At 39.6% G+C, this 15,199-nt stretch carries 6 protein-coding genes; 2 read left to right on the forward strand and 4 right to left on the reverse strand.

Annotation, left to right across the window (positions count from 1 at the left end):
• Window positions 1-706: 706 nt before the first annotated feature.
• The 4 genes from ASE74_RS09390 to ASE74_RS09405 form a co-directional block, all read right to left on the reverse strand.
• Window positions 707-2,158, reverse strand: a complete 1,452-nt coding sequence (locus tag ASE74_RS09390; RefSeq protein ID WP_082458723.1) for a metallophosphoesterase family protein — start codon at window positions 2,156-2,158, stop codon at window positions 707-709.
• A gap of 21 nt (window positions 2,159-2,179) precedes the next feature.
• Window positions 2,180-3,988 (reverse strand): cytochrome-c peroxidase, encoded by a 1,809-nt coding sequence (locus ASE74_RS09395; protein WP_055907666.1) that lies wholly within the window; start codon window positions 3,986-3,988, stop codon window positions 2,180-2,182.
• Window positions 3,989-4,006: 18 nt separating this feature from the next.
• Window positions 4,007-7,096, reverse strand: a complete 3,090-nt coding sequence (locus ASE74_RS09400; protein WP_157255392.1) for a TonB-dependent receptor — start codon at window positions 7,094-7,096, stop codon at window positions 4,007-4,009.
• Window positions 7,097-7,319: 223 nt separating this feature from the next.
• Entirely contained in the window at window positions 7,320-8,876 is a 1,557-nt protein-coding gene (locus ASE74_RS09405; RefSeq protein WP_055907672.1) for a tetratricopeptide repeat protein, read from the reverse strand.
• A 451-nt stretch (window positions 8,877-9,327) separates the two neighbouring features.
• Here ASE74_RS09405 and ASE74_RS09410 point away from each other — a divergent pair, with 451 nt between their 5' ends.
• Together ASE74_RS09410 and ASE74_RS09415 are read left to right on the forward strand one after the other, a co-directional pair.
• A complete protein-coding gene (locus ASE74_RS09410) occupies window positions 9,328-11,937 on the forward strand; it encodes a BTAD domain-containing protein (RefSeq protein ID WP_055907676.1) in 2,610 nt (869 codons plus the stop codon).
• 146 nt (window positions 11,938-12,083) lie between these two features.
• Window positions 12,084-15,191, forward strand: coding sequence for a SusC/RagA family TonB-linked outer membrane protein (locus tag ASE74_RS09415; RefSeq protein WP_055907679.1), 3,108 nt, complete (start codon window positions 12,084-12,086; stop codon window positions 15,189-15,191).
• Window positions 15,192-15,199: the final 8 nt, after the last annotated feature.

Genomic DNA, 15,199 nt, shown 5'->3' on the forward strand with positions numbered 1-15,199 from the left:
ATTATCAATAGGGTTATTACTTTTTTTCTTACATGAGATCCCTGTGATGAGCAGGGACCCTATTAGCATAGCCGTTCGAGATTGCGCTCTGTTCATCTGACTTGGTTTGTGAGGCGAAAATAACATGTATCAAGTATTCTGTATATTAAGTTTTGTTATCTAGCTTTTCACTTTGACTTGGCGCTTTAGCAAACAGTCATGCATAAATTTTAAGGTATATATCGACCAAATAGAATTGGGACAACTAAAAATTGTGGGCATTTCGGCAAAAATGGCCAGCCGTTCCGCATTTAAACTGTCACCCCATTTCACTTTAAAGTGGTTCATCGTCACTTTTGGTGAAAACTAAAAATCCTAAAATATTTGATTAAATCCCTAGCTGCATGCTGAGCTTTTTCAAGCTTGAAGAATATTCTTTTAGAGCCGGATATGGAATCCTTCACCAAAAGTGACGGAGAGCCACTTGCACCGAAATACACAATATTATTTCTGTATAACAGGATTTTTGAGTAAACATTTCTCCAGAGGAATAATCGTATTTTGTAAGCGGGGGCTTGGGTCATGCATTGCAATGCATAAAACATATTAAGTCCAAGTTCAGTTCTCGGACTTAATATGTCAACTTTTAGGGACGAGCAATCAACGTATACTATCAATCTAAGATATGTTTTGATTCACTCTAATGGTAATACAAAACGTATTGTAATTATTTGGATGAGAATTTGCCTAGAACCTTATCAGCCTTTAAGATTTCTAAATCACTTTTTTTGACGTCTTTCATCATCGTGAAGTGATCATGTATTACACCGTCCGAAGCAATCCATTTTAGATCAAGTTTATTTCCCTGAACTTCGAGCATCACCGCTCCGCCTACTTTGTTATTGGAGTAATACATAAGGTCATGAGGGTAGGTCGCTTTATTACCGCCCAGTGCTCCCGCAGAACCACTTACTACATATACGGTGCCTTTTTTATCACTACTGCTTTTGATGTAGGGCATGGAATTTTTGCTGCCGTCGTAGAGTGCTGTAGATGAACTGATTTCATATTTCTTAGCATCAAAATCTGCTTCTTTTCCGAAATAACCTTTAATAAGCTTGCTTCTCTCATAAACGTGGCTATGGCCGCACAACACTAAATCTACTCCATTTTCTTCTAGGATTTTAATAAAGTTTTCCCTGATTTTTACCAATAAAGATTCGGTATCCGAATCGTGCGATCCTTTGGTATAAGGAGGGTGATGGAAGTAAGCCACTGTCCACTGCTTGTTGCTGTTTGCTTTTAAATCTTTTTTTACCCATTCGGCCTGCTCACCCATTTCATCGTAAATGTGTTGGCCTTTTTTGTCTGGACCGTATGAATCTAGCGCAAGAAAATGAACGTTTCCAATGTCGTAAGAATAATATGATTCTGTATTTGAAGGAACCCCGCCCGCCTCTGCCTGGGTAGGTACGGAGAAATTTTGATAATACGCCATTTTATTCTCATCAGTTGCTGTAGATGAAGCAAAATCGTGATAATCATGATTACCTGGTACCGGATAGAGTGGGTATTTCTTTAACAAATTATCTTTATAAATATTGAAGAATTTGGCTTGGAATTCTGCATCTGTACCGTCAGAATAGGCATTGTCCCCCATTAAAATCCACGCATTTAGATAATTGTTTCCCAGATATTTAATTACCTGGTCTCTTACATTTCTCTGATTAGCGGAATTGTTGCCGCAATCGCCGAACCCTGCAATTCTGATGAGCTGTTCGCTGCCTGTTTGTGGAAAGGTGTAAAAATAGTTTTCATTATCGCCCTGAAGTGTTGTATCTGCATGGTTCCCAATAGTATAATAATACTTCGTCATTGGTTTCAGGTTTTTCAGCTTAACAATGTGTTCACTAACCAAAGTCGAATCTATAGTTTCATATTGCAATTTCTCAGGGCTTTCTCCATATCTAACCCGACTTCTGTCGTATACATTTGTGCGCCACCTTAAAGTCATGCTGGTTGGGCTTGCCATTTGTAAATACGGCCCTCTAAGCAATTCAGCTTGGATACCCGAGAGTGCCTTCTTCTCTTTTTTTACTTCTTTTGGTGCGGCATCGTTCTGAGCCAAAACCCCAAAAGGCAGCGCCATTATTAAGAGTAATGTGTTGATTGTTTTCATTGATTTATTTGTTAATTTTTGTTATTTGTAGTGGTCTGTTAAAGCTTCCATAAAGGAAACGATTGATGCTGTTTCTTTCGGACTAAGCTTTAATGGGGTGGAAGAAAGGGTCTGATCGGGAACATCAAGGCCTAAGCCTTTGCCTCCGCCCAGGTTATAAAATTCTACAACTTTTTCGAGGCTGGAAAAATTACCATTGTGCATATACGGGAATGTTTTGGCTGCGTTTCTTACGGTAGGAGTTTTAAATGCACCTTTATAGAAATGGATTTTATATATTTTATATCTGCCTTCGTCTAAATCCAGCTCAGCCTTTGTAAAATCATCGTTTTTAGTCGTGCCCAATATTTCAAGTTCCGATCGATCGAAAAGGGGTGGTGCCAGTCCGCTGAATAATGGTGGGAAATGGCATGTGCCGCATTGTGCTTTACCCATAAAAAGGTTGAATCCTTCAACTTGTTGAGCGGTCATGGAACGTTTATTACCCGCCAGTGCCCCATCGAAAGCTGAATTCATTGGTGCAAGCGTTTTAATATAGGCAGAAATAGCAGTTGCCAGTTCATTCATACCAGGTGTTCTGGCTGGTGCAAATAATTCAGCGAATACTGTTTTATACTGTTTCTTTGAAAGAATGTTTTTAGAAATCAAATGTTTTGAACCGCCCATTTCTAAATGATTAAAAATTACATCATGTACCTGTGCATCTAAATTTTGTGCTCTGCCATCCCAAAATTGGCTGTGTTGCATGGCTGCGTAAAACAGCGTAGGCGTGTTGCGTTGCAGAATAGAATCCCGAATTAAAGCGCTGCTTCGAACTTTAAGATCGGTGAAATAATTTTCTTTTTGATGACAACTTGCGCAACTTACTTTAAGATTTCCGGACAATGCCGCGTCAAAAAAGAGCTTTTTCCCCAGCTTGGCAAGTCGCGATTCCTTTTTCGAATGCTTTTGCTGTTGTCCGAAACCTTTAAGCGCATCTGGCTGATAAATGTTGTCAGCATTGTAATTAACAAATCCCGAGGAATCTGCTTCAAGCTTCAAATCATTCGTTAAAAGGCCCATTTCCTTTTGCAGTGGAAGCGCATAATTGAGCAGGTAGTCCATTCTGTTAAAAGTATCGAAATCTAAATGATTATGAAGGTAGATGATGGATTGCACCAATAAAGCATCCACTCTTGCCCCATGCAAAGGCTTCTGATCTGAATAAGGCTTAATCACCCTTCGCATTGAAGCCGATGCTTCAGAAATTTCCCTCATGCTGGATTTGAGCAATGGAGCGTCAAAGCCTGCAATAGAGAGTGTTGACCAACGGATGAGCTCGAGCCGTAGGCTTTGCATCATTTGAGCATCGTTTATTTTGAAATTATAAAGGAGTGAGGGCACATCCTGTACTGACGAGGTTAAGATCTCGGCCTGTTCAATTAATTTAATTTTAGAAAGATGCGGATTTTCCTCAAAAAGCAGCGCTTCGATATATTGTAATCCCATGGGTTCAACAAGTTCTAATTCTGGCTCCTCTACCTCTGTTTTTGGTGCGGCATTGTAAAATCCGGTTTCGCTCGGAAAAAAGTATGTCAGAAAACATTCAACTCTTTTATAATCTCTACGGCATTGTAAAAGGGATTTTTTTGCATTTTTAATTGAACTCGAATCCTCGCTGATCTTACCAATTGCTTTCTGCAACATTTGCGTAGAACGGATGAAGCTGCTCAACTCAATTTTATAATACTCCAGGCCTTGGCTGGCGCCAATATTCCCATCATTTCCAACCTTTGCTGCGATTAGGATAAAACTGAAAAGGAATAAAATGGCGACCAGCTTGTTTTTCATGGCTTATTTTAATCGTTATTAGTATACATTGTATTTTATCCCAAATGATGCTGTTGCACCGGTAGTTAAAGAGGAATAGGTATATTCCTGCTCATACTGGTACCTTCTTTGATCTTGATTAAGCAGATTGTTGGCAGAGCCATATAGGGAAAGCTTCGGCGTGATGAAGAAGTTTATGTTTGCATCAAGATAATTTGCTTTGTCGTAATATACGTCACCTTTGTTATTTACGCCTAATATGGTGATAAAGTCAGAGGTGTTGTTGTAGGAAAGACGCACGTTGAAGCGTTTAACTTCGTAAGCTAGAGATAAGTTTAGGATATCTTTAGCGGTACCTGGCAGTTTCGGTTGCCCTTCTTTTACGAAAATGAAATTGTGTGTGTAGTTAGAATAGATGCTCAGGTGGTTAAATGGTTTAGGCAGGAAGTTTAAACTTCGCTGAAAAGCAAATTCCATACCCAGGATATTCGCTGTACCACCATTGCCAGGCATAGTTCTTTCAAGCAATCCGTTACTGGCTTTCAGTTTATCGTAATCTGTTTTGTACGAAGCAACTGTTGTGGGGTTGGCGCCTTGTGCCAGCAAAGATTCTGGCGATTCCACTGCGCTCTCTACCTGACTAAAAGGAACTAAATCTCTGGAAAGGATCCGGTAATTGGTGATGTTCTTTAAATACACGCCGGCAGAAATTAAGCCGGTATTACCTGTATAAAGTTCTCCAAGTAAATCTAAGTTGTTAGATAGGGTAGGTTGAATCTCTGGATTTCCCTGTTTGATCAATTTATCTTTCACATTCACATTAATGTAAGGGGAGATGTCTTTATAATCCGGCCTTGAAATGGTTTTGGTATATGCAAATCTGAATACCTGATCTTTCGTAGGCGTGTATTTCATTAAAAGCGCTGGCATAAAGTTAAGAAAATCTGATTTGGTTACCTGCTTTGCCGGAATAAAGTCTGCCCGTACATTGTAATTATAACCTTCGTATTTTACCGTACTGTATTCAACTCTTCCACCAATAATTACCGAAAGTTTTTCGCCCAGATTTTGGGTACTCATAACATAGCCTGATGAGATTGACTCATCACCTGAGTAATTATTGCCCAATACATCCTGGTATACTCTGTTCAGCATGAAATCTTCGGTATCTCCATAATAGCTTTTATTTAAATTAGAGATCCACTCAGAGGATCCAGCGTTTCCAACATTGTAATCAGAGTTGATGTTTAGCGTGCTACTCATGTTAACGGAGTTATTAGCGAAACCGCTCCAAAATGGAGTCCATCCTATGTAATCAGCCAGCTTTGGTTTTTTACCTGCAGCCAGCTCTGCCTGGTATTGCGCACGAAGTGCAGGATCGATTTGCGGAGTCCACCTTACCCTACGGGTGGTTTCATTTACGAGGTCTAATCCCCGATACTTTGCGCCAAACTTTAGGGTGTTGGAATATTTGCCGCTTATAAGTGGTACGCTTAAGTCTGCCTGGGCAAGGTATTGTCTGGTCCGTGCCCGTTTATCGGTGCCCGTAAAGTTATCCATATACCATGTATCTGCCGAATCTGTTCTGTTAGAGGGCTTACCTGCTAAATTTTTGAAAATATTTTCAACCTCAAAACCATTATTGGCTTTGATAAATTTAGAATTGTTGTAATCCATTGTTACGCTTTTTTCATTCTCACTTTCGAGCTCAAGCTCTATCACATCCGGACGGTCAGTTACATTTCGAAGGTAAGAGCCTTTCCAGGTTAATTTAGTTCTACCCAGAAGGTGCTCCCCTTCTAATCCAAGGTTCATGATCTTTTGAATAATCTGGCTTCCATTCCGGTTGTTTAGGCCACCCTCAATATGTCGTTCCAGCTCTGGCTGGTAAACCGGATTTTTAGGGTCATTTTTTACGTTTACATAATATTGGCCTGATGGGTCATCAATGTAATCGTTATTGGCATCGGTAATTTTTCTGCCAACACCTTCCCAACCTGCTGCCCGCTGCCAGTTTTTAGGATATTCCGCACCGATATCATCTACTTTAAGCGTCGAAATTTTTCTCCAGTCGTTATATTTATTATAGATTCCGGTTAGTGTGATTGTATTCTTCGCATTGAATTTGTAATCAACACCGATGGTATAACTTTGGCGGATGCGTTCTAGATTATTCTGCACCATGTTCAGAAATCGGGGCATAAAATAGGTTTGTTTGTCTACCCATTTTACATCTTCCCAGGTTGTCTGGTGATCATCAGAACCCAAAAATTGTTTATAATAAGAAACCGATGCCATTATGCCAAGTTTTTTATCTTTCAGGAAGCGGTCGCCGAATACGATATTTCCATTATAACCTTCTTTTTGAACGATATTGCTATATCCACCTCCTGCTGTAACGGAGAGCAGCCTCCCATAGGGTGCTTTACGTGTAATCAGATTAACCACGCCTCCAATGGCATCTCCGTCCATATCTGGGGTAATGGCTTTGGTTACCTCTACCGATTGCACCATATCAGCAGGTATTGCGCTGATGCCTACAGCACGATTTTCGCCCGTTCCGGCAATGTTTGAACCATTGATGCTGATTGTACTCTTTGATGGATCTGTACCTCTAATGCTTACCAAGGAGGCCTCACCCTGATCCAATTGAACATGCACGCCGGGAATCCGTTTGAGTGCATCCCCAATGTTTGGATCGGGAAACCGGCCAATCTGATCAGATGAAATGACGTTAACGATCCGGTCTGAGTTTTTTTGCTGGTTGAGTGCCTTTAGCGCGGATGCTCTGTTTCCGCTCACCACAACTGTTTCCAATCCATTTTCTTTCGACAGATATAAAACAACATCTATCTTTTGATCGATATTTTTGACTGTTTTAAGTACTTTGCTGATTGTATTATAACCAATATAACTAATGGAAAGTGTGTAAGTCCCTTCCGGCAGACCGAGCAGATTATAATTTCCATTTTGATCGGAAATCGTTGTTTTAGACAGTTCAGCAATTTTGACAGAAGCGCCGGGTAAGCCGAGTTTGTTTTCATCCACGATCCTGCCAGTGATGGTGCTTTGCCCAAAAGTAAGGACGGGCAATAAAAAAAGGATTAAATTGATTGCTAACTTTTTCATGATTGTTTGGAAACCAGATTTGTTTTTAAGTTTGTTGGTTTTGTTATCTGCAAAGGTTAACCACGAAAATAGCTTATCAAATTTTGGAGTGTTACACAACGTGAACGGGTGGTTTTGGTCCGTGAACAAGGTGTTGCGGATGGATTTTTTGACTTTGTAATAATATGTAAATCAGGTGTTTATGTGTGTATTTTTAAGCCATTAAGTTTATGTTATCAGTTTGTTAAGCTAGGACACTGCCGGTAATTTTGCTAAGAAAACCAGGCAGCGATTCGTTTTCCTTTAGCTGAAGTTTTTTGCGGACCCGGTATCTGGTGGTTCTCAAACTCTCTGGAGAAATGCCGAGCATGGTGGCAACTTCTTGTGAGCTTAAATTCATTTTAGTTAGGGCTAGAAAGCGGAGATCGGTAGGGGAAAGGGAAGGTGCGGTGTCTTTCAGCCGGTCGAAAAAGTTTTCGTGAATTTCTTCATATACAGTTTTGAAATCCTCCCAGATTTGGTCAAGACTCGTATTGTCGTTAATCATCTCGATCATCTTTTTGAGATCTCGTCTTTGGTCACGCCGATCATCCTGAATAATGTTGTTAAATTTTTGAGTGAGTTCGGCCAGAAATTCATTTTTACGAATCATGTGGAGTGTAAAGCTGGATAGTGCTTTGTTTTTCCGCTCCAGTTCAAAGGCCATTGCCTTCCGCTCCGATTCGTATCTTAAATGATTATGGCTGTTTTTTAACTTTTGCTTAGTGAAATAAAAATATCCGAGCACGATGAGAAGTCCGCAAAAACACAAACAAAAACAGCTGATAACTCTGTTAAGTATTTTCTCATTATGAAGCTCACCGATTTGCATATTCTTGTGTTGCACCTCGAAAAGCGTTTGAAGGAGATTAAGTTGCTTATCATTATGGTCATTGTAGCTTTTCGCATATGCTGCCCTTGCTTTTTCACTGTAATAATAGGCACTGTCGTAACGGCCAAGGGCATGAAAGGTCTTAGCCAGGTCCCGATGGGCACTGCTGATCTGAATTGGGTTTTCCATTTTAATCGCCAGTTGTTCCGCTTCTTTGGTAAAACGGAGAGCTAGAACATAATTTTCCATTTTCCGGTAAGTATCTCCAATATTATTGAGCAACGCGGGCTTATCTGTTTTTTGGGTGCCGTTTTTAGACAATTTCAATGCCATTAGGAAATAATGCAACGCACCATCGAAATTCTGCTGGTCTTCATAAATGCCACCTATTCTCGAATAAGTATTTAGAATCTGATTTTGATCTTTTATCTTGAGAAAGGCATTCAGCGCATATTGCTGGTATTGGTAGGCGCTATCGAGTTTTCCTAATTTTTCTAAGTTTAAACCGATATTTCCATAAGTTTCGCCAATACCTGCCAGATCCTTTTTCTGAAAGTAAAGTTTTAAGGCATCATTAAAATAAGCAGATGCCTTCGTAAAACGCTGATTTTTATAATAAATCTTTCCGATCTTATTTGAATTGTCTGCAAGGCCTGTAGCGTCCTTGTTTTGCTTGAAAAATGCTGATGCACGATAGTAATATTCCAGTGCCTGAGGCATTGCACCACCTTTAAAAAAAATATCTCCGATTTGATCGTTACATTTTGCTGCCATTCGCGAATTGTGGCTTCGAAGCGATTTATCCAGTAGTTTTTTTAAAGCCAGATAAGCAGTATCAGATGATTTTGAAGGGTTAGTGCCAGTCTGGGCCAGGCCGTGAAAAGGATAAATATAAATCAAAGCAGTGATGACAATCAGGAGTCTGAGCATTCTTTATTCTCTTTCTATATTGGTGTGATAAACAATTCATCCAGGCGCCACAGGCAAATGGAATCTTTAAAGCTGAAATTTCTGTTCCTTTTTTGAAGGATTAGCGTTACTTGATGTAAGTTTTCGGGCACACAAAGTTAAAACCTCAATATTAAGGGAGCTTTAACTGTAGTTTAAAAGTTGGCTTACTTAATATTAACTATAAGGAAAAGAGGGTAATTTTAAAGGAAAGTTTTAGAGCAGAGTATTCGTTAAACCTAGTATAATCAAGCTGAAATTAATATTTTGGGTGATGGGATTAACTGTAATACATCTGCGTACATAATATATATTTAACAGTAAATTAATATTGAAAGCCTTTCTTTGCACTACACAAAACATATTACCTGATGCATAGAGCTATATCCTGAACAAGTGTTAATGGATTAGGATAATAATGATTTTTCGTAAAATGATCAATTTTAATTGGCCTTCCGGGTGCTTAAGTTTTTCAGGAAATAAAGGATCTGCCAAATGGCTTTTCATAAGTTTGATTTTTATTTCTTTTTTATCTTACGGCCAGAATAACGGACTTCAGTTTGCAGGTCAGCACGCGGTACAGGATAGCCGGACTTCGCTGGATCTGAGTTTTGAAAATGCTTTATGTCTTCAGGGGAATTTTGAAATTTCTTTCGACCTGTTTTTTACGCCCAGGCAAAAGGATTATTACGGTTACGTATTCCGCATGATTGACCAGCAGGGATACAACATTGATTTGCTGTATGATCAGAAATCTACAAACGGACAAAATTTCAAGTTAATACTGGGAAATAGATTTTCAAACATTGCATCTCATCTGGATACCGGGATTTTGATCTCTAAGTGGACACATTTTAGTTTGAAATATCACCGGGAAACAGACCTTCTGGTCCTGAGTGATGGATACCACACCTTTTCAGAGGTGAATGTTAAACTTACAAAATCTGAATGCTTTAAGGTGTTATTTGGAGCAAACCATTTCAAACGGTTCAAAACAACTGATGTTCCGGCAATGAACATCAGGGATATTCGTATCCTCGTGAATGAAAATCTAAAATTTTATTGGCCATTAGATGAATTGGAAGGTTCATTTGCTGTAGACCGTATAAGTGGAAAGAAAGCAAAGGTGGAGAACCCCACCTGGATCAATGGTAGCCATAGTAAATGGCGGATGGTGAAGAGTTTTACAGTCCAAGGTAATCCCAGTACAGCATTTAATTCAAACAAGGAACAGATTTATATTGTAGCTTCAAATTATTTGTACCAGGTTTCCATCCAAGATGGAAATTTGGATTCGCTTCCCTATGATGGTACTAGAAACCTCAAAGCCGGCAATCAATCTATCTATAATCCTTTATCAAACGATTTGTATAATGTGTTTATTGACCAGAAGAAAGTTTCAAAATATAATCTCACCACCCGGAAATGGGATCAGCAATATGAATTACCAAAACGGTTAACTAAATACTGGCATGCGAATAAAGTAATTTCTAATTGGGACTCTGCACTATACTTTTTTGGAGGTTACGGCCAACTTATGTACAAGGATTCCATTCAACGGTATGATTTTAAAAGTAAAATATGGAGTGATGTTAAAATAAGCGGGAAAGCATTTAAACCCAGGTATCTAGCTGCGTCGGGGATTTCGGCAAATGGGGAAAGCGTTTACATTTTAGGCGGTTACGGCAGTAATACCGGTGAGCAAATGCTTAACCCGGAAAATTATTATGATCTTATCAAATTCTCTTTGAAAACCAACACAGTTCAAAAAGTTTTCGAACTTAAAAGGCCGGATCAGGATTTTGCATTTGCTGCATCGCTCATTATCGATTCAGCAGCCCGGAAGTACTATGGTTTAATTTTCCCGAATGATAAGTTCAACTCAGCGTTGAGATTGGTAACCGGGTCGCTTTCACAGCCGACATATCAAATATTAGGCAACTCCATTCCTTATCTATTTCATGACATTAACTCTTATGCTGATCTATATTATTGTCCGGTAAATAAAAAATTTATAGCCATAACTCTTTTTACGAATGATGAGCATGTGACACAGGTAAAGATTTATGCAATTGATTCACCGGTAGGTACAGGCAGGCCCCTTAATGAAATCAAAAAAACACCTTATTATTTGTATCTAGTTGGAATTCTAGCCCTGTTACTGGTTTTGGCTATGGCCTTATATATTAAATTGAGTAAAAAGAAAGTTCGAGAAGATTTAAAACAACCTTTAGTTGGTAATGTTGAATTGCACGATATTGCCTTATCCGACATAAGTATTCCATCTGAAAAATCTAATTTATTTCCATCGGTTTCTTCGAAACCAATTCAACTTTTCCTTTTCGGTAATTTACAGCTTTTTGATGAGGAGGGAACCGAAGTTTCGAAACAGCTTTCACCATTAGTGAAAGAGTTATTCTTACTGATTCTATTATACAGCCTGCGAAGGGAGGGCGGAATTTCAGCTAAAATGCTAGATGAAATTTTATGGTTTGGAAAATCCGAACGCATTGCCAGGAACAACCGATCTGTAAACATTGCAAAGCTGAAAAACTTTTTGGATCGTTTAAATCATTTTCGGTTGAACAAAGATTCCGGATATTGGCGCATCGATATAGATCCTGAGTCTGTGTACGTGGATTATATTCATTACATCAATATCCTTCAAAACCAAACCGCTACTGCACAGCAAGTAGAAGATTTTTTTCAACTTATTAAGCGTGGGCCACTGCTTCAAAACCTGGAGTTTGATTGGTTAGATGGTTTTAAATCGGAGCTGTCTCATGAGATCATAAATGTTTTGCTTTCACGGGCCAGAAAGCCCGAATCTACCATAAATCCTGAATTAACAATTCAACTGGCTGATTATATACTTAATTTTGATCCGGTAAACGAGGAAGCTGTTATTTTAAAATGTCGTGCCTTGGGCCTTGCTGGTAAGCATGCACTTGCTAAAAACACTTTTGATCGTTTTATGAAAGATTATCAATCCCTTTACGGAGATACATTTAAAAGAACTTTTCCATCGATAATGGAAGGATAGGTATAGCCATGTTACCTCAATATTAAGCTTTTGCTAATAAATCTGCCGTTAATTTTCCATTAGTCTTTTGTTAATACATGAAACCGTAATTCGCATCGAAAATTCCTGGATCAGTCCCTTCAGGTCTATCAAATTCGAGCAATTTTATGAAACTAATTTACGCGTTATTAATCTGTTTTTTAATCAATCCTTTCGCACTATCCGCCCAAAAAAGTTCAATTGAGGGTACCGTAACAGATGCGGCTGATGGAAAACCACTTGCCGGTGTAAGTGTTGGAATTAAATTAAACAAAGGCTTTCGCCAGCTGGCCACAACAAATGGCGGGGGCCAATATGTTATTTCCGGTTTAGGGACTGTTGATGAAATTTTTTTTAGTTATGTGGGCATGAAAACAATGCAGGAGAGAATAAACGGTAGGGCAAAAATTGATGTGGCGATGACTGCCGATCAAAATTCACTTTCAACAGTTGTTGTTACCGCATTGGGCATTAAACGCGATGCCCGGTCGCTAAGTTATAGCAGACAAGGGTTGAATGGCACGGACCTAAGCGAAACCAAAAGTCCAAATTTGATCAGTTCTTTATCTGGAAAGATCGCCGGAGTTCAGGTTGTTCCACCTGGCTTTAATACCGGGTCGGCAAGAATCATTATAAGAGGAAACAGTTCGCTAACAGGCAACAATCAGCCACTTTTTGTAGTAGATGGAATGCCTATCGACAATACGGCCGGAGATGGAAATATAGACTATGGAAACGGTGCTGCTAATTTGAATTATGAAGATATTGAAAGCATAGAAATACTAAAGGGACCCAACGCATCTGCACTTTATGGTTCAAGGGCTGCAAATGGGGTCGTGCTGATCACCAGTAAAAAAGGGACGGGCAAAACAAAAGTCACTGCAAATTCTAGCCTGATGTTCCAAAAATTAACGGAATTTCCTGAATATCAAAATGCATATGGTGTTGGTACCTCATTCTATATTGATAATACCCACAGTATTCCAGAAGCAAATGTTAATTATAGAAGCTGGGGTGCCCCAATGTTGGGCCAACCGTATGTTGCCATTAATGGCGAGCTCAAATCGTATTTGCCCAATCCGAATAATGTTAAAGATTTTTACAGTCAGGCGAAACTTTTTACCAATAATATTGCACTTGAGGGAGGGAGCGTCAACAGCATCTATCGCATATCTTATACAAATTACGCAGGCACAAGCGTGGTAAATGGATTTAATAAGCAGGGGAAAAACTCGTTCGATTTGAGTTTACAGAACAAACCCAATAAATATTTCAGTTTAGATGGGAAAATCAGCTTTGTTCGCGATCGGGTGGATAATCGCCAGTATTCTAATTCAAATGGAAGGAATCCAACCAACCTATATACCCATATGGCCCGCAGTACCGATCTTTCTGAACTCAATCCATATAAAGATACTTTAACAGGCAAAGAAATTGGAACACACCGAAATTTCAGCAATCCGTACTGGGTAATTAATGAAAACCCCAATCAGGATACTAAAGATCGGCTTATTGTTGCGGTTAATCCCCAAGTGACTATAAATGATTGGCTTAAATTCACCACAAGATTGGGGGCAGATGTATTTTGGTGGGACGGTTTCGAGTTTAACAACATTGGGTCTGTAATTGCTAATAATCCGGACGGTTACATGCGTACGTTTAACACCAAGCAGCAAAACTTTAATGTGGAGGGACTTTTAACAGCGAAAAAGGATATTGCCGAGTTCTCAGTGATGGCTAATTTGGGTGCAAGCAGTTTTCGATCAAATTTTGAAAAGCGGGACGAAAGTATCAATTCCTTGCTCCAACCAGGGTTGATTAATCTTTCCAATGCAAAAGAATACCCAACAGTAGTTCAGAATATCAGAAAGCGGCAACTAAATTCGGTTTTTGGTGCACTCTCTTTAGGATACCGTAATTATGCGTTTATCGATCTGACAGGCAGAAACGATTGGACCTCGACCTTACCGAAAGGCAATAATGCCTATTTCTATCCTTCCATTGGCGGTTCTTTAATCCTGAATGAATTATTTAGTATACATAGCGGGGTTCTCAATTTCGCTAAACTTAGGGCCTCTTATGCCATAGTGGGGAACGATACCGATCCTTACCGCCTGGGGCAAACCTATTCATTTAATGGCTTTTTTAATGGGGCAACGCTGGCTTCACTTTCAACTACAATGAATAACCCGGATTTAAAGCCGGAGCGCACCGTTTCTAAAGAGTTTGGTACAACACTCCGTTTTTTTAAAAGCAGATTAACAATTGATGCTACTTACTATGATGCCGCTACTAACAATCAAATTGTTACCGCTCAATTGCCCACATCAAGTGGATACCAGCAACGGATTTACAATGCCGGGGAGATTGCTAACTGGGGGTATGAACTCAGTGCCGATGCGAAAATTTTACAGGGCAGAGCTTTGTTCTGGCAAGCGCAGCTAAACTATTCAAAAAACAATTCGAAAGTGGTATCCTTACTTGATGGAATCGACCGGTTTCAGCTTAATAACAACTCAAGTTACCTATATGTGTATGCTGAAGTCGGTAAGCCTTATGCATACTTAAGGGGCCTCGGAGTTGCAAGAGATGCCCAGGGGCGCATGCTGATTGAGGATGGAGGATCATTGCTGGTAAAAGATGCTGATATGGCCTTTGGAACAGCATCTCCTGATTGGTTGGCCGGAGTAAGTAATACGTTCCGATATAAGAAATTTGACCTTAGTTTTCTGATTGATGTTAAAAAAGGCGGAGTCATTTATTCAGGTAGTTATTCCAGAATGCTCACTAACGGTGTTGTGGCGGAAACTTTATATGGACGGGATGACTTCTATAAGCACAGCATCATTTTTGGCGAGAACGGCACAGAACTGAGTGGTGGCGCTGTTTGGGATGCCTATTTTGCAAACGGAACTAAAAACACCAAATATGTTACGCCCCAAAACTATGAGTATGCAAGGCCAAATTATGCAGAATTCGTCATTTACGATGCATCATACATAAAGTTACGCGAAGTAGCACTAGGTTATAACCTGCCAGATAAATGGGCTAAAAAACTGGCGCTGAAAGGCGCTAGAGTCTCTGCCTCCGGTCGGAATCTGGCTATATTATATAAGAAAACGCCCAAGGGAATCGATCCTGAAGCTACTTCTACTTCTGGAAATGGGCAGGGGATAGAGAACGGGGCCCTTCCACCAAATGCCATATATGGCTTCAACATCAGACTAACTTTTTAAATTCAGAA

The organism is Pedobacter sp. Leaf216 (assembly GCF_001421515.1).
GTDB lineage: Bacteria > Bacteroidota > Bacteroidia > Sphingobacteriales > Sphingobacteriaceae > Pedobacter.

Excerpts from the sequence above, each read along its gene's own strand:
- ASE74_RS09400 (WP_157255392.1), bottom strand. The coding sequence starts at position 7,096 with ATGAAAAAGTTAGCAATCAATTTAATCCTTTTTTTATTGCCCGTCCTT.
- ASE74_RS09395 (WP_055907666.1), bottom strand. The coding sequence starts at position 3,988 with ATGAAAAACAAGCTGGTCGCCATTTTATTCCTTTTCAGTTTTATCCTA.
- ASE74_RS09390 (WP_082458723.1), bottom strand. The coding sequence starts at position 2,158 with ATGAAAACAATCAACACATTACTCTTAATAATGGCGCTGCCTTTTGGG.
- ASE74_RS09415 (WP_055907679.1), top strand. The coding sequence starts at position 12,084 with ATGAAACTAATTTACGCGTTATTAATCTGTTTTTTAATCAATCCTTTC.
- ASE74_RS09405 (WP_055907672.1), bottom strand. The coding sequence starts at position 8,876 with ATGCTCAGACTCCTGATTGTCATCACTGCTTTGATTTATATTTATCCT.
- ASE74_RS09410 (WP_055907676.1), top strand. The coding sequence starts at position 9,328 with ATGATCAATTTTAATTGGCCTTCCGGGTGCTTAAGTTTTTCAGGAAAT.